The sequence below is a fragment of the Nocardia sp. NPDC050435 genome, from assembly GCF_040655395.1.
In the GTDB taxonomy this organism is placed as follows: Bacteria; Actinomycetota; Actinomycetes; order Mycobacteriales; family Mycobacteriaceae; genus Nocardia.
Window position 1 is genome coordinate 144670 of the sequence record NZ_JBFAJW010000012.1, and the last position, 18652, is coordinate 163321.

Genomic DNA, 18652 nt, shown 5'->3' on the forward strand with positions numbered 1-18652 from the left:
GTCGTCGGTATCTGTGAGGTAGATCGACAGACAGGAGTTCAGGCATGACAGGACCGATTCGGGCGGGCACGACCACCGTGCGGGCCAACGGGGTGGATCTCGGCATCGAAAGCTTCGGCAACGAGGATGATCCGCTGATCCTGCTGGCCGGCGGCACCACCATGCTGTCCTGGCCCGACGCGCTGTGCGCGCGGCTCGCCGCTGGCAGTCGGCGCGTGGTCCGCTACGACCTGCGCGACTCCGGCGCCTCGACCACCCTCGACCCGGAGCATCCCGCCTACGACCTGCGCGATCTCGCCGCCGACGCGGCCGCCCTGGTCCGGGCGCTCGGCGCGGAGGCAGCGCACCTCGGCGGCGTCGGCGTCGGCGGGATGGTCGCGCAGGTCGCCGCACTGGATTATCCGGAAGCGTTCACCGCCCTGACCCTGGTCGGCACTCGCCCGGTGGCCCCGGGCCCCGTGGACCCGGATCTGCCCGACCACGACGGCGCGGTCCTGAACGCCCTGTTCGCCCACCCCTTTCCGGACTGGACCGACCGCGACGCCGTCGCGACATTCGCCGCCGCCGGCGCCGGACCACTGGGCGACGACCCGGAGTACGCGCGAGCCACCGCGGCCCGCATCTGGGACCGCACCCCCTCGGCCGACCCCGCCGTCCACCAGGCCAACCAACTCGGCATGGTCTTCTCCCGCCTCGACTGCACCCCCCGCTGGCGCGAACGCCTCCACACCCTCACCACCCCCACCCTCATCGTCCACGGCCGCACCGACCCCTTCTTCCCCGTCGGCAACGGCGAAGCCCTCGCCGCCGACATCCCCGGCGCCCAGCTCCTCGTCCTCGACGACATGGGAACCGGTTTGCGCCCCAACGCATCCGACCAGATCGCGACCGCGATGCTCGCGTTGTAGCCGCTCGGCAACACGCTCGGCTGTTCCGGCTCGACGGTAGTGTTCGATCTCGTTGGAGCTGCGCAGGTTTCAGGGGGAGTGATGGACGCCGAGATCCGTACGGCGGCGGGGTGGGTGCGGGGCGGCTGGGAGAACGAGATCGCGGTGTTCCGCGGCATCCCCTATGCCCCACCGCCGTTCGGGGCGCGCAGGTTCCAGGCGCCCGCCGAACTCGAGGGCTGGGATGGCGTGCGTGCGGCGGTGGCGTTCGGTTCTCCGGTGCCGCAGGCCGGGCACTCGGGTTCGGTGATGCGCGCCGCGGGCGGTGTCGTCGAGGACGGGTCGGATGACTGCCTGACTGTGAATGTCTGGTCGCCCGAGCTCGGCCGGGTGGGGATGCCGGTCATGGTGTGGATCCACGGGGGAGCCTATCTGGAGGGGAGCTCGGGCGATCCTCATGTCGACGGCGCACGCCTGGCGGCCGCCGGTGTGGTGGTCGTCAGCATCGAGTACCGCACCGGATTCGAGGGATTCGCTCACATCGCCGGCGCTCCGGACAACCGCGGCATTCTCGACCAGATCGCCGCCCTGCACTGGACGCGGCGCAATATCGACCGGTTCGGCGGCGATCCCGGCAATGTCACCGTGTTCGGCCAGTCCGCGGGCGCGGGCTGTATCGCGGCGTTGATCTCGATGCCCTTGGCGGCCGGACTTTTTCGTCGCGCGATAGCGCAAAGCGTGCCGGGCACCTTCTTCGCACCCGATCTCGCGGCGGCGATCTCGGGTGTCATTACCGGGCGACTCGGCGCTCGAGTCGAGGTCGAGGATCTTGCTTCCGTTCCTCCCGGTGCCCTCGTCGACGCGACACAGGCGCTCATCGCGATCATGCCGGAGTTCGCCGAGCAGTGGGGTCCGATGGCGCTGACTCCGACGCCCTTTTCGCCGGTTCTCGACCATGACCGCCTGCCGCGGGCCCCGTGGCAGGCGTTGGCCGACGGTGCGGCCCGCGGTATCGAGTTGCTGGTCGGGCACACCCGCGACGAATACCGCTTGTTCGTCGCGGATTCGGATCGAGAATGTACGGGCGAGCAACTCGCTGAGACCATCGCGCGGCTGCGTGGGGTGCCCGGCGACGGCGGGTATCTCGCCGCGTACCCCGACGCCACGGCCGCGCGGTTGCACGAGATCGTGAATGCGGACTGGCTGTTCCGGATGCCTAGTTTGCATCTGGCCCAGGCGCAGCACGTCGGCGGTGGTCGCGCTTGGATGTACGAACTGTGCTGGGGGTACAACCGAGACCAAGAAGCCTCGCACAGCCTGGATTTCCTGCTCGTCTTCGGCACGCTCACCGCCGCGGACATAGAAGCTCACCCGAGCGCGTATCGGAACGCCGTCGCTGAGGCGGTCGAGGTCGGGGAGCGTATGCGCGCGGATTGGGTGCGGTTCGCTCGGTCCGGCCATCCGGGATGGGGCGAATTCGACGCGCGGCACCGATGTACTCGCGTGTACTCGGCACAGCCGTACGACGGCGCCTATCCGGAAGAGCGCTCGCGTTGGATCTGGCGCTCGCACCGGTTCAAGGCATTACGTGTGTGCAGTGCCGAGTAGTTCGCTAGATACGGTTGCGGAGCTACGCATTCGTAGCTAAGATTTTCGTATGGTTCGGAGCGACGAGAAACAGGTGCGCCGACGGTCGCTGGAGGATGTGCTGCACGCATGCCGGAGTGCGGTGATCGCCGAGGTTGCCGAGGTGGGGCTGGGGCGGCTGTCGGTGGAGGGGGTGTCGCGGCGAGCCGGGGTGGCGAAGACGTCGATCTACCGGCATTGGACTTCTGCGGAGGAGTTGCTGCTGGACGCGCTCGCGCAGGCTCATCCGGTGGAGACGATCGCGCTGGACGGTGGGGGGTTGCGGTCGGATCTGGTGCGGGCGCTGGAGCAGTTGGTGGGCTGGCTGGCTGGGCCTACGGCTCCGGCGGTCGCGGCGATTCTCGCCGAGCGGCAGCGGCGGCCGGATCTCGTCGAGGCGTTGTACGCCAAGGTTTTCGACACCCATGGCACCCGGTTCACTCGCACCGTCATCGAACACTATGCCGCGCAGGGCCGGATCGACGCACGGCTGGTGACCCCGGTGGTTGTCGATATCGGTGAGGCGCTGGTGATCAAGCATCAGATCGATACGGGGGAGCTGCCGGATGCCCCGATTCTTGCCGCGATCGTTGATCAGGCGATCCTGCCTGCCCTCGGCGTCGCGCGTTCGCTGGAGTGAGGAACAGGCACATGAGTACAGACGCACCCGTCGCGGCACCGCCCGTCACCGTGCAGATGAATTGGGGCGAAACGACTTTCACCTCGCGGACCACCCTCACCACACACCTGTGGACCGCGCCCCCGCTACGCCGGGAATCGCCGATTCACGACAGGGCATTCGAGGCGTTGCGCGCCCTGCGCGTGGACCTGGCCCGGTTCCTGCCTTGGTTCAGCCATCCCCGGGTGGCGGTGCCCGAGCTCACTCCGCCGACCGACACCGAGACCTCGTGGGATTTCACGCTGCTCGATCCGTTCGTCGAGGATTTCATCGCCGCCGCCGAGGGCAGACCGGTGGTGGCGAACTTCGCCACCATTCCGACCTGGATGTTCGTCACCGAGGCGCCCGTGGTGGTTTCGGAGGATCTCGACGAGAACCACTGGGACTACGAGCAGGGCAGTGAACTGCGCGATCCCAGCTGCGCCGAGGTCGCCGACTACTTCTACCGGCTGGCGAGCTGGTACATCGCGGGCGGGTTCACCGACGAGCTGGGCCGGTGGCACGAATCCGGGCATCGCTACCGGTTCGCCTACTGGGAGGTGCTGTGCGAGCCCGACATCGGGCATCGGATTCCGCCGGCGGTCTACACGAAACTCTACGACGCCATCGTCACCCGGCTGGCCCCGCTGGACCCGGACATGAAGTTCGTCGGGCTCTCGTTGAGTCACGTGCACCATCAGCCGAAGTACTTCTGGCACTTCCTCGATCCGGCCAACCATGCCGAAGGGGTGCCGATCGACGCCATCTCCTATCACTTCTACGCCCAGCCCGAGATCGCCAATCCCTTCGGACCGCAGGGGAACGCGCCGAGCGCGCATTGGCGCGACATCTTCTTCGCCCAGGCCGACGCGTTTCTCGACCAGGTCCGTTTCATCGATTCGCTGCGCAGGCGGCTGGCGCCCGGCGTCGCGACCTTCATCAACGAACTCGGCACCTACGCGCCCGACGTGATGAACCCCGCGCCCGAGATTCCCGACTCGTACTGGGCGTTGAGCGCCTCGGTGCAGACCTACCTGTGGGCCGAACTCGTCGGCCTCGGCATCGATCTCGTCGGTATCGCCGAATTCATGGACTATCCGGGCATGATCCCGGGCGTGAGTCTGATCGATTGGGAGACCGGCGCGCCCAACACCCGCTACGAGGCGCTCGCGTTGCTGCTGCGACACTTCGGCGTCGGTGACGGGCTGGTGACCACGACGACCGGGGTGCAGGGGTTTCCGGATCCGCGCGTCCACGCGCGAGGGTTCGTGTGCGCCGCCGGTGACCGAAAGGTGTTGCTGATCAACAAGACAGCGAGCACGGTCGAGGTCGCCATCCCCGAGTTCGACGGAGCGGGCGAAGTCGACACGGTCGATGGACGGAAACCGTTCCGAGGGGGCATCCTCACGCTCGACCCGCACGGTATCGCAGTAGTCTCACTCTGAGCCGGCTCGCCACAGGGCCTGGACCAGGGGGTTCGAGTCCAGCAACTCCATGGCCGGGCCGGTGGCGAGCACACGGCCCTCTTCCAGCAGCACCAGTTGGTCGGCGAAGCCGCCGGTGATCATCGTGCGCAGTTCGTTGCTCACCACGAGCACCGCCGCTCCCGAGTCGGCATAGGCGCGCAACGACTTCCACACCGCGTAGGCCGTGCCCGCGTCGAGGGAATTGGTCGGGCCGTCGGCGATGAGAATCGGTGGCGCGGGCAGCAATGCCGCGGCCAGTGCGGCGCGCTGGATTTGTCCGCCGGAGTGTTGGTGCGGGAGCAGCTCCTGCGTATCCAAGGGGTAATACGCTGCGGCACAGGCACGTTCGATACTCCACGCGTGATGACGGGCGTGCAGGGCGCGCAGCTGCGCGCCGACCGTCTCGTGTGGATCGAAGGCGCTCAGCCCTTCCTGGGGAACGTACCCGACGACCTGGCTCTGCAGCCCGGGGTACGGGGGCACGGACTCGGCCCCGATCAGAATCTGCCCGCGACATTGCGCCGTGGCGGGCAAGCGCCCGGACAGGGCCGCCGCGATCATCGACTTGCCCGCACCCGGACCGCCGAGCACGGCGGTGATGGCGCCCGCGGGCACCGTCAGATCCACGGCGGTGAGGACGGTCTCGCTCCAGCGTCCGGTATCGATGTGCACGGTGAGGTTACGCAGTGCGGCGTTCAAGGTGGCTCGCTTCCCGGATGGTGCGGCCGACTGTAGCCGACTCGTCCGGGCGCGGAATCCGGTCGCGAGGTCAGCGCTGTCCTCGCGGCCGGAACGGGCGGGTCAGCGGTAGCGGGGATTCGTGTTGTGCCATTCGAACGACCCGGCCATCCAATCGCGCACACCGCGCAGGAACAGCTGCAGTTCGGGGGAGGGGATCGCCCGCAGCGCGCGGTGGTCGTCCTCGAACTGGCGCACCATCCGGTTGTGCAGATCGACGGTGATCTCGGTCGCCTCCTGGATCGAGCACCCGCGATCGGCGGCGATCTGCAGCACCATATTGCTGACGGGCATCTCGTCGGCGGCGTCCTTCTTCACCGAGAACAGATCGTTGACCAGCACGGCCGCGGTGCCCGCGCGGAACGCGGCCTGGCGGACCCGGTCGTCGTAGAAGAGGTTCGCGGGCACCTCGTATCCGGCGACCGGATCGATCAGCGTCATCGAGGTGTAGAAGGTGTCGTGCTGGCGGGCCGCGAGATACTCCCACGCCGTGGGTGATTCGCCGGTGTGCCGCCATGCGGCGTAGGCGGTCCAGGACACGAACATCGTGAATGTCGCGTAGCAGGCGCGCTGCACCTGGGCGGGGGTGGCGTGGGCGCGCAGGTTCGCGATCGCCGAACCGAAGGCGCGCAGCACCTTGTCCTCGCGCAGCACCTCCGTCAGCGGGGTGCTGAACTCGCCGGCCTCGGGCAGCGGGTCGAGGGCCGCCATCGCCAGGGTGAGGCGCTGCGGCAGCCGGGTCGGGTCCGCGCCGAGGGCCGAATCGTCGGCGTAGTAGTCGTCGGCCATCCACCAGGCGGTGTTCATCTGAGCCGGGACCAGCAGACGATCGGGGTCGTCGGAATCGGTGTGGGTCAGCATGACCAGCCGTCCGTAGCCGGTCCGGCGCAGCTTCTCGAGTTCGTCGTCGGTGAAGCCGAGGGAGTGCGCCCAGGCGACGAGGCGGTCGTCGATCCGGTCGGCGAGGTCGTCATCGATGCGGGTGGCGAGCGGGCAGTACAGCGGCGGGGCGGACCCGTCGCCCCACTCCAGGTCGTGATAGGGCTCGAGCTCGGCCGCCGGGCGCCGGATCGGAATCCGAAACGCGCTCTCGCCCAGCGATTGTCCCGGATCGCGAAGATTCGGGACGCCGGCTCGGGGTGGCGGCGGCGTCGGTTCGGGTTCGGCGCGGGCCGGTGACGAGAAGCGGGTGGCGAGGTCGGTGCCCAGCCCGTGTGGTCCGTCCAGTAGCCGGGTGTGGCGGCCGGGTGGTTGCGGTTCGTCGGTCGGGCTGGTCTGGTCGTGGTCGAGACTTGTCACAGCACTTCTCCCGTCGCAGGTCATGGTTGAAGACAGCACGGAACGCCGACCTCGACTATCGGCTGCCGCGCCCGGCGGCGCAGGCGATTGCGCGATTTCCGTGATCGCGACACGCTGATCGCGCGTTGCCATTCCAGGTGCGGACCCCTGCGGCGTCGGCAAAGTTAGGGTAGCCTTACGTGCGCGTGGGAATGTTCTGTTTCGAACTGTGCGGCAACATATTTCGAGTAGGCGAGGAGCTTTGATGGCGGAGAATCGGGGTGCGTTCGTCGAGCGCGCACAGCGGCTGGCCGAGGAAGTGCTGTATCCGGCGGCGTCGGCGGTGGACGGTTCCGGGCAGGTGCCCGGCCGGCACTGGGAAGTCCTGGCGGAGGAGGGGTTCTACGGCCTGCCGGTCGCCGGGCTGGAATTCCCGGAGATCGTGCGCGTGATCGAACTGCTGGCGGGCGGTTGCCTGGCAACGGCTTTCGTGTGGTTGCAGCACAACGGGGCGGTACTGAGCCTGGCGGGCTCGCAGAACGCGGCACTGCGCGAGATGTACTTCGACGATCTGGTGAGTGGGCGTCGGCGGGCCGGTGCGGCGTTCGCGGGGGCCGTCACGGAACCGGCGAAGCTGTGGGCGCGGCCGGTCGAGGGCGGGTACGTCCTCAACGGCACCGCGCCGTTCGTGAGCGGCTGGGGGATCGTGGATCTGCTCCAGGTGGCGGCCCGGTCCACGGACGAAAAGCCCGGCGACACCGTGGTTTCCGGACTGATCGAGGCGTCCGCGAGTGACACGATGTCGGCCGAGCCGATCGCGCTGATCGCGGGCCAGGCGACGGCGACGGTGCGGCTGCGCTTCGATGACCATCCGCTGCCCGCCGCGCGTGTGACCGGGGTGGCCCGGTTCGGCGATTTCGCCGGGCTGCAAACCTTCGGCTCCCGGCTCAACGGTGCACTGGCCTGCGGGATCGCCGACCGGGCGATCATCCTGCTCGACGCGGCCGCCGCGACATCGGCGGCCAAGGCGCTGCGGGAGCAGTTGGACGGCGTCCGGGTCGCGCTGGATCAGGCGATGGCGGACGCGGCGGCACTGCAGGTCGCGCGCGGTCAGGCCGCGGAACTCGCGGTGCGCGCCGCGACGGCGCTGGTCGCCGCCACCGGCGCCGCGGCGCTGCTGCCGGAACTCCCGGCGGGGCGGCTGCTGCGGGAAGCGGCCTTCACCTCGGTCGCGGCCAGCCGCCCGGAGATGCGCGCGGCCATAGTCGACGTCGTCAGCGCCCCGCGCTGACAGCACCGGTACAGCGGCAGGCGGAAACTAGTACTGGCAGCACCTGGATAAGCCGGGCGGCATCGGCGACGATCGGAGAATGACGACACCGGGAGACGCCCGAGCGCTGAGCAAGGCGCAGCGAAACGAGTTGGGCGCCTTCCTCAAATCGCGGCGCGCGCGGATCACGCCGGAGGATGTCGGTCTGCCGCCGGGCCCCCGGCGGCGGACCCCCGGCCTGCGGCGCGAGGAGGTCGCCCAGCTGTCCGGCGTGGGCGTCACCTGGTACACCTGGCTCGAGCAAGGCCGCAGCATCAATGTCAGCGTGCAGGTGCTGGACGCGGTCGCGCGCACGCTCGGCTTGGACGCCGCCGAACGGTCGCACGTCTACCGGCTGGCCGGGGTGCCGACCGTGCCGAGCCCGCACACCGAAACCGGACTGCCCGAGGAACTCCAGATCATTCTCGATCACCTCGCGCCGCTGCCGGCGGTGCTGCTCAGTGCCCGCTACGACCTGCTCGCGCACAACGACTCCTACGAGTCGCTGTGCCCGATCCGGGCCCTCGGGGATGTGGTGACCGACGTCAACATCGCCAAGCGGGTCTTCCTGACGCCCAAGTGCTGCAACGCCTATCACCACAGCTGGGATGATCTGCGGCGGATGGTCGCCTACCTGCGCGGCGCCTACGCCAAGAACCTCGGCGACCCGGGCTGGCAGGAGCTCATCGAGGAGCTGTGCGCCAAGAGCCCGGATTTCGCCAAGCTGTGGGCCCGCAACGATGTGGCGGTGCCGATCAGCCGGGTGAAGAGCGTCCGCAATCTGGCCGTGGGTGACCTGGACATGTTCGTCACCTCGATGTCGCTGCCCTCGGTGCCCGGCTCGTGGGTGCAGATCTATACGCCGGTCGACGAGGACGCGTGGACGAAACTGCGGGCCCTGCTGGCGATGTCGCAGCAGGAGCGCGGCGAACCCTGGCTAGATCATCGCCGGACCTATCACCCGGAATTGCTGGCCGGGTAAGGCGTTCAGGACTCCCAGGGCGCTTCGATCGAGGGATCGTCGAAGGCCGTGGCGGCGTCGTGATAGAGGTCGGTGATCCGGTCTCGCACCCGCTTGCGTTCCGCGTCGGAGATATCGGCCTGGTCGAGCCGTCCGGCGGCGTGGGTGACCGCGCTGAAGACGCGTTTGGGGGTGCCGCCGATGATGTCGGCGACCGGGAATTTGTAGGCGGCCTCGGTCGCCGGATCACCTTTCGGATCCCGGTACAGGTAGACGCTGGCCAGTTTCAGCGGGTCGCCGTCGGCCCAGCGGCGTGCGCGTGACTCCGCTTTCTGCCCGGACCAATCGTGGTCTCGCGCCGCCCACGGCAGGTCGACGTCGGCGGCGTTGTCCGACGCGGGCGGCACCGGCTTGCTGTCGTCTTTCGGACTCATCGCTTCTCCCGAGGACGGGGGTCAGTGGCCTTGCTGATCGGTGAGTGCCAGACCTTCGCGCGCTTTGACGCGGCGGTGTTCGAGCAGGATCCAGCCGACGCCCGAGACGATCAGGGCCCCGGTGGCGATGGCTCCCACCACGGCCCATCCGGCGAATCCGTAGCCGGCGGCGGTCAGTGTCAACGCCAGGGCGGCGATGCCGATCGCGCACAGGATGATGCCGGGGATGTTGTAGCCGTCCTCGATGCCCTCACCCGCGTGGTTCCTGGTCGTGCGGCTCTGGTCGGGAAACTCCCCGCTGGCCCGTGGGCGCCGATGGGGTGCGTGGCCCAGGTACTGGTTCGAGACGGTCATGGGGCTACCTCTCTCTCCTCGCGTTCCGTGGACGCGATGCCCACGGCCTACCCGGAGGCCGGGCCAGTAAACATCGAGCATCGATGCCCGCGGGCGGCCCGGAACCCCGGGTCCTCACATTCGGCTCGGCTGCGTCGTCGGATTCCCGGAAGCGGTCGCGAGGCGCGGCCGGGGATATCGAAACGGAGCAGGGATGACCTCGAACGAATCGCAGATCAGGATGTTGCTGGAGCGCCGCACCGAGGCGCAGCGGTCCAAGGACATCGATCGGCTGATGTCCTTCTACTCGCCCGCGGTCGTCTATTTCGACGCTGTCGCCCCGCTGCGCTTCACGGGGACCGAGGAACTGCGAGCCAACTTCGTGCGGTGGTTCGACGGGTATGTCGGCCCGATCGGGTTGGAGACCCACGATCTGACCATCGACGTGGCCGGAGACGTAGCCTTCGCCAGCATGCTGCATCTGGACTCGGGTAAGCGCCGCGGCGGCATCGAGTTGCCGATCTGGGTCCGCGAGACGGTCTGCTTGCGACGCTCGGCGGCGGGCTGGAGCATCACGCACGAACACATCTCGATTCCGATCAATCCGGCGAACTTCCAGGTCTGGTTCGCTTCCGGGAAGGACGCGCCGGTTCGCCGCGGTGGCCGCACGATCGTCGGATTGGTCGCCGGTGCCGTGCGCACCCGGTTGCTGCCGAAGCGGCGGTGACCGAGGTCACAGGATTGCCCGAGACGATCTCTCGTAGTTGTGGTGTTCGTGGGTATAGCGGGCTGCGGGATACATCGGAGTGCCCCCGGCCGAGATGCGTCGACGTTGCCGCGTCTTGGCCGCGTCGCTCAGGGCTCCGAGAGTAAAGGGGAGGGCAGATGTGGTGGATGCCGTTGTTGTTCGTGCTGGGTCTGCCGATCATCGCGGTCGGTGCCGCGTATAGCACTGTGCTGCTGACGTTTTGGTGGGAGTTGCGGAACAGCCGGCCGCGGCCGGAGGTCGGGTCCGGGTGGGTGGCGGCCTGCGGGCGGGCGCTGCACGAGACGGTCTCGGACTTCGTCGCGGCGGTACGTGCGGGCTGCCGGGCGCAGCACTCCGAACGCGCGCGCTGACAGTCCGGGTTTCGGTCTCGGTGTGCCGGGTAGCTCGATTGCCGTCCGTTGCGAAAGGAGACACCGATGACCGACGCCCTGCCGCCGATCCGACGCGCCGCACCTACACGCAGACGCTCGGTATCGAGGCCGATATCGCGGGCGGGTCGATCGCGAAGGAGACCCGTACGCCGGAACCCGGGATCGACGAGTGATCGGTATGCGAAATGAGTGAACCCCTCGCCGCCTTCGAGACCGCCCATGCCGAGGCGCAGCGACTGAACCCGGCGCTGTCCGAGCGCGTGCAGCTATACGCCTATTACCAGCAGGCTGTGGTCGGCGACAACACCACCGCGGCACCCGAGGCAGACGGCACCGACGCGCGCGCGAAATGGAACCTCTGGGCCGGGATGAAGGGCATGAGCGCGCGCGAAGCTCAGTCGGAATACATTGCCCTGGTGGAGAACCTGAAACGGCTCACAGGGGAATGATCGCGCGATCCTCGAGGCGCGCGATGGCCGGTTCCGGGGCGGCTTCGGTGTAGGCCCACCGCCCCGGGCTGAGCCATTGCCACCGGGTGCCGCAATCTCGGCACTGGAACCGGGGGGCGCTGTCCGCGTGCACGGTGACGCCGCCACAGTTCGGGCAGGCGGACGGCAAACCGAACAGACTCTCGAAATCCAGCTTCGCAGAAAATGTCATCGTCCGAGTTTCCTGTGCGGGGGCCGCTGCGGCCCGGTCCGGAAGAGCTCTGTCCTGACGCTGCTACGAGTCGATAGTACCCACCACCGGGGCAGTTGAACCTTCGTCGGCGAAATAGTTGGCAGTCGATTCGACCGAATCGGCGAGTAACCGTTTAAAGCGCCTATTTGGGTTACTCCTTTCGTTGTAGACGTCGAACGAAAGGAGTACGTCATGAGGCACGCGACCAAGACCAGACACCGCTACCGCGAGCCGGCGGGCTTACGGGTGCACTACCGGGAATCGGGAACACCGTCGCCGACCGCGGTCGTCCTGCTGCACGGGTCACCGAGCTCGTCGTATTCGTTCCGCGAGATCCTGCCGATGCTGGGCGACACCACCTATGTCGTCGCGCCGGATCTCCCGGGTTTCGGGTTCTCGGACGCACCGCCGCTGGGCGAGTTCGAGTACACCTTCGAGCGGCTGTCCCAGGTGATCGAAGCGCTGCTCGATGATCTCGGGATCGAACGGTACGTGCTGTTCGTGACCGATTTCAGCACGCCGGTGGGCTACTACCTGGCGACTCGGCGCCCCGAGCGGGTGCTGGGGCTGGTCGTGCAGAACGGCAGCGTGCACGAGGCCGGAATGACCGAGGCGTGGGACGCGCCGCGCCGGTTCTGGGCGGCGCGGACCGAGGAGACCACGGCGGCGCTGCCGGTGTGGCTGAACTTCGAGGGCACGCGCGACACCTACCTCTCCGGGCTGCCCGAGGAACTGCGGGAGTTGCATCCGGTGGAGTCGTGGCATCTGGACTGGGAACGCATGTCGCGGCCGGGCAACGTCGAGGTGCATTTCGAGCTGTTCTACGACTACCGCAGGCATGTGGCGCGTTTCGCGGAGATCGCGGCCTATCATGCCCGCTATCAGCCGCCCTGTCTGGTGCTGTGGGGCCGGCACGATCCCTTCTTCGATATCGGCGAGGTGCTCGCCTTCCACCGGGAAATGGCCCACCTCGAGGCGCATCTGTTCGACGCCGGGCATTTCCTGCTGGAGACGCACGCCGCCGAAGTCGGCGAATTGCTGGTCACTTTCGTGGCCGACGCGTTCGACCGCCCCGCGGCCGAAGTGTGAGCGTCGAGTGGAGCGCGGGCCATTTCATCGCCGGTGATCTCGCGCTCGATTTCGCCAACACCGTCTTCCGGCGCCGGCCCGAACTCGGTGCGGACCTGCTGACCGACGCCGAGGCGTTCGGCGCCTGGCTCGTCCACGCGGACCTGCCCTTCGACGGCCGTGTCTCCGAGGCCGCCGTCGAGCAGGCGCGGGCGTTGCGCGCGACGCTCTGGACGGTCTTCGACGCGCAGACCGGTGGCCGGACCATCCCCGCGGAGCCGTTCGCGCGGCTACTCGAAACCGGCCGCGGCAGTACCGGTCTCGTGGTGCGCGCCGACGGATCGATGACCGCGACCGACACCGCGGGCGCCCTCGCGATCCTGGCGCTGCGCGCCGTCATGCTGCTGCTCGACCCGCCGTCGCCCGGTGTGCGCGCCTGCGACCGCTGCGGCTGGTTCTTCCTCGACTCCTCCCGCGGCCGGCGCCGCCGCTGGTGCAGTATGCAGACCTGCGGCAATCAGGCCAAAGCCGAGCGCCACCGCGCCGCCGGGCGGTGACCGCGCCTCAGCGCGGAGCGTACTGGGCCGGATACCAGCCGCGCGGGCCGAATTCGGCGAGCCGGAGCCCGGCCCGCGAACGAACGGTCGTGACCACGGCGTCGAGCAACTCTTGGACGTCGGCGGCCTCGGGCACGTCCAGCGCGCGGTAGCCGGCGAGCGCCGACTCGGCGTGCCGCCGCGCGGCGGCGAGTTGCCCCAGCACACGATGCGCACGGGCCAGTCCCTCGTGCGCCCGCGCGGACTCCGGGCGATTGCCGGTCTCCTCGGCCAGCCGCAACGCGGCGGCGTGGGCGAGCAACGCCCGCGCGGGATCGCCCGCGACGCGGGCGGTTTCGCCGAGGCCGTTGACGGCCGCTGCCTGATCGAACCGATTGCCCAGGGCGGCATACAGATCCGCGGCCTGCCGATGGTGCGCCGCGGCCGCGTCGAGGGCGCCGGCGTGCCGGTGCGCTGTGCCGATGGCGGTGAGCACCAGCGCCGCACCGCGCTGATTGCCGAGCTCCCGGTGCAGTGCCAGGGCGCGGTGCAGGTGCTCCTGCGCGGCCGGTCGCAGCCCGCTGCGGTCCAGCACGACACCCAGGTTGCCCAGCACGTGCGCCTCGCCGACCCGGTTGCCCGCGCGCTGCGCCAGCAGCAGCGCCCGCGCGAAGAATTGCCGGGCCGCCGGATGGTCGCGGCGGCGGGTGGCGACCAGTCCGAGGGTATTGAGGGCGCGTCCCGCCTCGTAATCCGCACCCAGTTCCAGGCTCAGGTCGGCGGCCTGCCGGGACTGCAGCACGGCCTGGTCGTAATCGCCGCGCCGCCAGGCGGTCCAGCCGAGGTCGATGCGGGCGCGGGCCTGCGCGCCGCGGTCACCGGTACTGTGCGCGGCCCGCAGCGCGGCCTCGTGCACGATCGTGGATTCGGTGTGCCGGGATGTGGCGTCCAGATAGGGGCGCAGGGTGGCCGCCAGTTCGCCGCCGCGCAGCGGCCACGCGCTGTGCGCGGCGGCTCCGGTGACGGCGACGAGGTTGTCGCGCTCGGTGTCCAGCCACGCCGACGCGGCGTCGGCGTCGGCGAAACCGGTGATCGGCGGTGCCGACCGCTGGTCCGCGCCGTACCGGAACAGCACGTCGACGGCCGCGCGGGCGTGCTGTAGATAGTGCTCGAACAGCCGGTGCTCCGCAGCGCGACGCTCGTCGGCGGGTTCGTCGGCGGCCGCGGTGCCGCGGGCGAACTCGCGCAGGAGATCGTGGAAGGTGTAGCGGTCCGGTTCGTGCTGGGCCACCATGTGCGCGTCGAGCAGGTCTTCCAGCAGGTCCGCGGCGGCCGGGTCGGCGATGCCGGCGAGTGCGGCGGCCGTGCGCGGATCGATGTCGCGGCCGGGGTGCAGGCCCAGCAGCCGGAACATGCGCTGCTGCTGGGCGTCCAGCTGCCGGTAGGACAGGGTGAACGCGGCGGCTACGCCGCGCTCGGCGGTGGCCAGTTCGGCCAGCCTGCGGCGTTCGTCGCGGAGCCGGCCGGCCAGATACTCGACGCTCCAGCGGGGCCGATGCTGCAACCGCGCCGCCGCGATCCGGACCGCCAGCGGGAGGAAACCGCACAGTTGCAGCACGTCCAGCACGGCGAGCGGTTCGGCGTCGGCGCGCGCGCCCACGATCCGACCGAACAGGTCCACCGCGTCCTGCACCGGCAGCAGATCCAGTGAAACAGCGTGTGCCCCATCGAGATCGACCAGCCGGCGGCGACCGGTGACGACCAGCAGCGCGGCCGCCACCGGACCCGGCAGCAGCGGCCGGATCTGGTCGGTGTCGGCCGCGTTGTCCAGGACGACGATCACCGCCCGCTCGGCCAGCTCGCCGCGCCACAGCGCGGCCCGGTCGGCGGTGCTCGGCGGGATCCGCTCGGCCGGTAGCCCCAACTGCCGCAACAGGATCTCCAGGGCGTGCCCGGGACGCACCGGCGTGCCGGCGGGAGCGTGGCCGCACAGGTCGACGAACAGTTTGCCGTCGGGATATCGGCCGGCCAGGCGGTGCGCGGCGTGGATCGCGAAGGTGGACTTGCCGATGCCGGGCATGCCGTCGATCGCCACCAGCCGGGTGGCCGGGTCGGCCGCGGTGGTGAGCTCGGCCAGGGCATCGAATTCTGTTCCACGTCCGGCGAAATCGGGGATGTCGTAGGGCAGGAAATCGGGTGTCGCACGGACCGCCGGTGTCGCGGGCGGCCCGGCCAGCTTCGGGTCCTCCCGCAGCACAGCCTGTTCCAGCGCCAGGAACTCCTGGCTCGGGTCCAGGCCCTGCTGTTCGGCGAGGGCGGCGCGGAAGGCGCGGGCGGCGGCGAGCGCGTCGGGTAGGCGGCCGCCGCGGTAGAGCGCCAGCATCAGGTGGGCGTGCAGGCGCTCGCGCAGCGGGTGCGCCGCGGCGTAAGTGCCGAGCTCGTCGCGAATTTCGTCGTGCCGGCCCAGCGCGAGTTCCAAATCCATCAGGCGTTCGACGGTGCTCAGCCGCTTTTCGTCGAGCCGGGCGCGGGTGCGTGCGACATAGTCGGCGCTGACATCGGCCAGGGCGGTACCGCGCCACAGCGCCAGCGCGGAGCGCAAGGCAGCCACGGCGGCCACGGGATCGCCGGCCGAGCTCGCCTGCCCGGTCGCGACCAGCGCGTCGAATTCGGCGAGATCGAGGTGGCCCGCACCGGGGCGCATCAGGTAGCCGCCGGAACGGGTTTCGAGCAGATCGGCGGCGTCGGCGGTGCGCAGCACCCGGCGCAGCGCGGTCACCGCGGCGTGGATCTGCGAGCGCGCTGTCTCGGGCGGCCGCGGGCCCCACATGGCGTCGATGAGGCGCTCCGCGCTGATCACCTGGCCCGCGTTCAGGAGCAGGTAGGCCAGCACCGCGCGATGGCGCGGCGCGGTTCCGGGCACCGGAACGCCGCTCGCGGTGAGTTCCACCGCGCCGAGAATTCCGAAACGCATACCCATCTCCATCGTGCCCCTATCGCGCGGGCATCGAAAATGTATCAACCCGGGACCGCAGAGTTCTCCGCATGCAAGCACTTCCACTCGTCGAGCCCGAGAACGCGGCCGGCGCCACCGCCGCGCTGCTGGCGCTCGCACAGCAACTGTGCGGCGTCACCCCGAACCTGATCAAGGCGCTGGCCAACAGTCCCGCCGCCCTGCGCGGCTTCGTCGACCTGGCCGAAGCCACCCACACGAGCGAACTGTCCGAGGCCGACCGGGCCCGGATCGCGCTGCTGGTCGCACAGGAGAACCGGTGCGACTACGGCCTTTCCGCCCATAGCTTCCTCGCGGCGAAGGTGAGTGGCCTCACCGCCGAGCAGGCGGCCGCCGCGCGCGCCGCGACGGCGGCGGATCCCACCTCCGCGGCGCTGCTCGCCTTCACGGCCGCGGTGGTGCGCCGCCGCGGCGCGGTGACCGACACCGAGTGGGCTGCGGCGCGCTCGGCTCTGACCCCCGCCGAGATCGTCGCCGCCATCGCACAGGTGACGCAGAACCTGTTCGGCAACTATCTGGCGGTGGCCGTCCGGCTCGACAACGACTGGCCGCTGGTCCGGCACGACGCCGACGCCCTGGTCTGACCCGCGACCTGTTCCGAGTATCGAAATACCCCCTGGGAGAAAGAATTATGAACGCACACAACGCAACGCAGACTCCAGCGACCGAGCACGGATCGCTGGATCGAATCAGCGCCCTGGTCGGCGGCACCGCGGGCGAGCGCACGCGCTTCGCCGCTTTCGTCGTCGCCTCGGGCATCGTGCTCACCGAATCGGTGGTGGGCGCCTACTGGGATCTGGCCCGCGTGCCCTACGTGGTGGAGACCTTCGAGGGCCTGCGCTACCCGATGTACTTCGCGACGCTGCTCGGCATCGCGAAGGTCGCGGCGGTCGGCGCGCTCGTGGTCCCCGGCTTCGCGCGGCTCAAGGAATGGGCTTATGCCGGACTGGTTTTCGTCTACGGCGGCGCCGCCTTCTCCCACATCGCGATCGGCGATCCCGCGCCCAAGTGGATCGGCCCGCTGGTGTTCACCGGTCTCACACTGATGTCGTGGGCTCTGCGCAAGCCCGCACAGCGCGATCCGAAGCCGCTGCCGGTGGCGTTCCGATTCGGCCGCTGACCGACTATTCCGAAAGCTGGGAAATCATGTCTTACGAAGATCTCCGCGCCGCCCTGTCCGGCCGGGTACTGCTGCCGGGCGAAGACGGCTTCGAGGCCGCCGCGCGCCCCTGGAATCTCGCGGTTCCGCAGCGGGTAGCCGCCGTGGTCGAGGTGGCCGACGCCGCCGACGTGGCCACGGTCGTCGAACGTGCCGGGGCCATGGGCGTTCCGGTGGCCGCCCAGCCCACCGGGCACGGCGCGGCCGGTGCGCTCGAGGCGGCCATCCTGTTGCGGACCGGCCGGTTGGATCGGATCGAGATCGATCCGCGGCGACGGATCGCCTCGGTCGGTGCGGGCGTCCAGTGGGGAGCTGTGCAGGCCGCGGCGGGTGCACACGGGCTGACCGGGCTCGCGGGCAGCAGCCCGGTGGCCGGGGTCACCGGATACACCCTCGGTGGCGGGCTGAGCTGGTTCGGGCGCAAGTACGGCTGGGCCGCGGACGCGGTGCGCGCCTTCGAGATCGTCGACGCGGCCGGGACCCCGGCCCGGATCACCGCCGACTCGGACCCGGAGTTGTTCTGGGCACTGCGCGGGGGTGGTGGCGATTTCGGGATCGTGACCGGGCTGGAATTCGACCTGTTCCCCGCTCCCGCGGTCTACGGCGGCCGCGTGATGTGGCCGGGCCAGAGGACGCCCGAGGTCTTCGCGTTGTTCCAGCGGATCACCGCGAACGCGCCCGAGGAGCTCTCGGTGTGGTTCCACCGCGTACTGCCGCCCGGCGCGCCCGGCGCGATGGTCGGTCTGGACAGCGTCTATCTCGGCGATCCCGAGACCGGCCGGGAGCTGCTGGCGGTCCTGGGCGAGATCGGCGGTGCGCTCACCGACACTCGTGGGGTGATCGCGGTCGCGGATCTGGGCGCTATCGCGGCCGAACCGACCGAGCCGAGCCCGGCGGTCACCCACGGCGAACTGCTGACCGGACTCGACGCGGCGGCGCTGCGGGCCGTGGTGGCGGAACCGGTCGCACCGCTGATGACCATCCAGATCCGTCACCTGGGCGGCGCGCTGGCGCGGACCCGGCCGGGTGGCGGCGCGTGCGGTCCGGTGGCCGAGCCGTACCTGCTCTACTTGCTCGGGCTCGGGCTGCCGCACCTGGTCGGCCCGGTCGCCGCCCGGCGCGCCGAGCTCACGGCGGCGCTCGGTGCACAGCTCAGCGGCCGCAAGCCGTACACCTTCCTCAGTGGTGCGGACACGGCGACGGCGGCCTTCGACGCCGGCACGCTGGCCCGGCTCCGCGAGATCAAGCGGGAGCGGGACCCGAAGTCGGTGCTGCGCGCCAACTTCCCGGTGCTCGGGTAGGAATGGGGCGATCGACCGGCCGCGGATCCGCAGGGGTCCGCGGACTGTCGCGTACGGGTGCGCG

General features: G+C 69.8%; 20 protein-coding genes. 14 read left to right on the forward strand and 6 right to left on the reverse strand.

Annotated elements, in window-relative coordinates; genetic code table 11:
* Positions 1-44 precede the first annotated feature (44 nt).
* The 4 genes from AB0I43_RS32290 to AB0I43_RS32305 all read left to right on the forward strand — a co-directional run bounded on the left by AB0I43_RS32290 (position 45) and on the right by AB0I43_RS32305 (position 4616).
* Positions 45-908 carry an alpha/beta hydrolase gene (locus tag AB0I43_RS32290; protein ID WP_356976427.1) on the forward strand — a complete coding sequence of 288 codons (864 nt, stop codon included), beginning with the start codon at positions 45-47 and terminating at the stop codon, positions 906-908.
* A gap of 81 nt (positions 909-989) precedes the next feature.
* Complete coding sequence (locus AB0I43_RS32295; protein ID WP_357433182.1) at positions 990-2495, forward strand: carboxylesterase family protein; 1506 nt, start codon at positions 990-992, stop codon at positions 2493-2495.
* A 49-nt stretch (positions 2496-2544) separates the two neighbouring features.
* Positions 2545-3153 (forward strand): TetR/AcrR family transcriptional regulator, encoded by a 609-nt coding sequence (locus tag AB0I43_RS32300; RefSeq protein ID WP_356976431.1) that lies wholly within the window; start codon positions 2545-2547, stop codon positions 3151-3153.
* Between the two features lie 11 nt (positions 3154-3164).
* Positions 3165-4616: a hypothetical protein gene (locus tag AB0I43_RS32305; protein ID WP_356976433.1), complete on the forward strand. Its 1452-nt coding sequence runs from the start codon at positions 3165-3167 to the stop codon at positions 4614-4616.
* Here AB0I43_RS32305 and AB0I43_RS32310 read toward each other — a convergent pair.
* Positions 4608-5336, reverse strand: a complete 729-nt coding sequence (locus AB0I43_RS32310; RefSeq protein WP_356976435.1) for an ATP-binding cassette domain-containing protein — start codon at positions 5334-5336, stop codon at positions 4608-4610. The genes AB0I43_RS32305 and AB0I43_RS32310 overlap by 9 nt on opposite strands.
* A 102-nt stretch (positions 5337-5438) precedes the next feature.
* On the reverse strand, positions 5439-6674 hold the full coding sequence (locus tag AB0I43_RS32315) for a family 2 encapsulin nanocompartment cargo protein terpene cyclase (RefSeq protein WP_356976436.1): 1236 nt from the start codon (positions 6672-6674) through the stop codon (positions 5439-5441).
* A 244-nt stretch (positions 6675-6918) separates the two neighbouring features.
* Here AB0I43_RS32315 and AB0I43_RS32320 point away from each other — a divergent pair, with 244 nt between their 5' ends.
* Both AB0I43_RS32320 and AB0I43_RS32325 read left to right on the forward strand, forming a co-directional pair.
* The gene (locus AB0I43_RS32320) at positions 6919-7944 is read left to right on the forward strand and encodes an acyl-CoA dehydrogenase family protein (protein ID WP_356976438.1); all 1026 of its coding nucleotides are present in this window, start codon (positions 6919-6921) and stop codon (positions 7942-7944) included.
* 79 nt (positions 7945-8023) lie between these two features.
* A complete protein-coding gene (locus tag AB0I43_RS32325) occupies positions 8024-8944 on the forward strand; it encodes a helix-turn-helix transcriptional regulator (RefSeq protein ID WP_356976440.1) in 921 nt (306 codons plus the stop codon).
* A gap of 5 nt (positions 8945-8949) precedes the next feature.
* On the opposite strand, the gene AB0I43_RS32330 is transcribed toward AB0I43_RS32325, so the two are convergent.
* The gene (locus AB0I43_RS32330) at positions 8950-9357 is read right to left on the reverse strand and encodes a hypothetical protein (protein WP_356976442.1); all 408 of its coding nucleotides are present in this window, start codon (positions 9355-9357) and stop codon (positions 8950-8952) included.
* 21 nt (positions 9358-9378) lie between these two features.
* On the reverse strand, positions 9379-9711 hold the full coding sequence (locus AB0I43_RS32335; RefSeq protein ID WP_356976444.1) for a hypothetical protein: 333 nt from the start codon (positions 9709-9711) through the stop codon (positions 9379-9381).
* A 193-nt stretch (positions 9712-9904) separates the two neighbouring features.
* Between AB0I43_RS32335 and AB0I43_RS32340 the strand changes: the two genes are divergently transcribed.
* The 3 genes from AB0I43_RS32340 to AB0I43_RS32350 all read left to right on the forward strand — a co-directional run bounded on the left by AB0I43_RS32340 (position 9905) and on the right by AB0I43_RS32350 (position 11279).
* Positions 9905-10417, forward strand: a complete 513-nt coding sequence (locus AB0I43_RS32340) for a nuclear transport factor 2 family protein (protein ID WP_356976446.1) — start codon at positions 9905-9907, stop codon at positions 10415-10417.
* Between the two features lie 167 nt (positions 10418-10584).
* A complete protein-coding gene (locus tag AB0I43_RS32345; RefSeq protein ID WP_356976448.1) occupies positions 10585-10809 on the forward strand; it encodes a hypothetical protein in 225 nt (74 codons plus the stop codon).
* A gap of 206 nt (positions 10810-11015) precedes the next feature.
* Positions 11016-11279: an acyl-CoA-binding protein gene (locus AB0I43_RS32350; protein ID WP_356976450.1), complete on the forward strand. Its 264-nt coding sequence runs from the start codon at positions 11016-11018 to the stop codon at positions 11277-11279.
* Here AB0I43_RS32350 and AB0I43_RS32355 read toward each other — a convergent pair.
* On the reverse strand, positions 11266-11490 hold the full coding sequence (locus AB0I43_RS32355) for a hypothetical protein (protein ID WP_356976452.1): 225 nt from the start codon (positions 11488-11490) through the stop codon (positions 11266-11268). The two genes, AB0I43_RS32350 and AB0I43_RS32355, sit on opposite strands and share 14 nt — an antisense overlap.
* Positions 11491-11703: 213 nt before the next feature.
* Here AB0I43_RS32355 and AB0I43_RS32360 point away from each other — a divergent pair, with 213 nt between their 5' ends.
* Positions 11704-12600, forward strand: coding sequence for an alpha/beta hydrolase (locus AB0I43_RS32360; protein WP_356976454.1), 897 nt, complete (start codon positions 11704-11706; stop codon positions 12598-12600).
* Positions 12597-13136 carry an ABATE domain-containing protein gene (locus tag AB0I43_RS32365; RefSeq protein WP_356976455.1) on the forward strand — a complete coding sequence of 180 codons (540 nt, stop codon included), beginning with the start codon at positions 12597-12599 and terminating at the stop codon, positions 13134-13136. The genes AB0I43_RS32360 and AB0I43_RS32365 overlap by 4 nt, the downstream gene beginning before the upstream one ends.
* 7 nt (positions 13137-13143) lie before the next feature.
* Here the strand turns inward: AB0I43_RS32365 and AB0I43_RS32370 are convergent, their stop codons facing one another.
* Positions 13144-16089 carry a BTAD domain-containing putative transcriptional regulator gene (locus tag AB0I43_RS32370; protein ID WP_356976457.1) on the reverse strand — a complete coding sequence of 982 codons (2946 nt, stop codon included), beginning with the start codon at positions 16087-16089 and terminating at the stop codon, positions 13144-13146.
* Between the two features lie 71 nt (positions 16090-16160).
* Here AB0I43_RS32370 and AB0I43_RS32375 point away from each other — a divergent pair, with 71 nt between their 5' ends.
* From AB0I43_RS32375 to AB0I43_RS32385, 3 genes are read left to right on the forward strand one after another with little or no spacing between them, the layout of a single operon-like run.
* The gene (locus tag AB0I43_RS32375; protein WP_356976459.1) at positions 16161-16712 is read left to right on the forward strand and encodes a carboxymuconolactone decarboxylase family protein; all 552 of its coding nucleotides are present in this window, start codon (positions 16161-16163) and stop codon (positions 16710-16712) included.
* A 47-nt stretch (positions 16713-16759) separates the two neighbouring features.
* Complete coding sequence (locus tag AB0I43_RS32380) at positions 16760-17248, forward strand: DoxX family protein (RefSeq protein ID WP_356976461.1); 489 nt, start codon at positions 16760-16762, stop codon at positions 17246-17248.
* Between the two features lie 26 nt (positions 17249-17274).
* On the forward strand, positions 17275-18588 hold the full coding sequence (locus AB0I43_RS32385) for an FAD-binding protein (protein ID WP_356976463.1): 1314 nt from the start codon (positions 17275-17277) through the stop codon (positions 18586-18588).
* The last annotated feature ends 64 nt before the right edge of the window (positions 18589-18652 follow it).

Excerpts from the sequence above, each read along its gene's own strand:
- AB0I43_RS32345 (WP_356976448.1), top strand. The coding sequence starts at position 10,585 with ATGCCGTTGTTGTTCGTGCTGGGTCTGCCGATCATCGCGGTCGGTGCC.
- AB0I43_RS32335 (WP_356976444.1), bottom strand. The coding sequence starts at position 9,711 with ATGACCGTCTCGAACCAGTACCTGGGCCACGCACCCCATCGGCGCCCA.
- AB0I43_RS32295 (WP_357433182.1), top strand. The coding sequence starts at position 990 with ATGGACGCCGAGATCCGTACGGCGGCGGGGTGGGTGCGGGGCGGCTGG.
- AB0I43_RS32300 (WP_356976431.1), top strand. The coding sequence starts at position 2,545 with ATGGTTCGGAGCGACGAGAAACAGGTGCGCCGACGGTCGCTGGAGGAT.
- AB0I43_RS32360 (WP_356976454.1), top strand. The coding sequence starts at position 11,704 with ATGAGGCACGCGACCAAGACCAGACACCGCTACCGCGAGCCGGCGGGC.
- AB0I43_RS32340 (WP_356976446.1), top strand. The coding sequence starts at position 9,905 with ATGACCTCGAACGAATCGCAGATCAGGATGTTGCTGGAGCGCCGCACC.
- AB0I43_RS32305 (WP_356976433.1), top strand. The coding sequence starts at position 3,165 with ATGAGTACAGACGCACCCGTCGCGGCACCGCCCGTCACCGTGCAGATG.
- AB0I43_RS32355 (WP_356976452.1), bottom strand. The coding sequence starts at position 11,490 with ATGACATTTTCTGCGAAGCTGGATTTCGAGAGTCTGTTCGGTTTGCCG.
- AB0I43_RS32380 (WP_356976461.1), top strand. The coding sequence starts at position 16,760 with ATGAACGCACACAACGCAACGCAGACTCCAGCGACCGAGCACGGATCG.
- AB0I43_RS32325 (WP_356976440.1), top strand. The coding sequence starts at position 8,024 with ATGACGACACCGGGAGACGCCCGAGCGCTGAGCAAGGCGCAGCGAAAC.
- AB0I43_RS32370 (WP_356976457.1), bottom strand. The coding sequence starts at position 16,089 with ATGCGTTTCGGAATTCTCGGCGCGGTGGAACTCACCGCGAGCGGCGTT.
- AB0I43_RS32290 (WP_356976427.1), top strand. The coding sequence starts at position 45 with ATGACAGGACCGATTCGGGCGGGCACGACCACCGTGCGGGCCAACGGG.
- AB0I43_RS32385 (WP_356976463.1), top strand. The coding sequence starts at position 17,275 with ATGTCTTACGAAGATCTCCGCGCCGCCCTGTCCGGCCGGGTACTGCTG.
- AB0I43_RS32330 (WP_356976442.1), bottom strand. The coding sequence starts at position 9,357 with ATGAGTCCGAAAGACGACAGCAAGCCGGTGCCGCCCGCGTCGGACAAC.
- AB0I43_RS32320 (WP_356976438.1), top strand. The coding sequence starts at position 6,919 with ATGGCGGAGAATCGGGGTGCGTTCGTCGAGCGCGCACAGCGGCTGGCC.
- AB0I43_RS32375 (WP_356976459.1), top strand. The coding sequence starts at position 16,161 with ATGCAAGCACTTCCACTCGTCGAGCCCGAGAACGCGGCCGGCGCCACC.
- AB0I43_RS32350 (WP_356976450.1), top strand. The coding sequence starts at position 11,016 with ATGAGTGAACCCCTCGCCGCCTTCGAGACCGCCCATGCCGAGGCGCAG.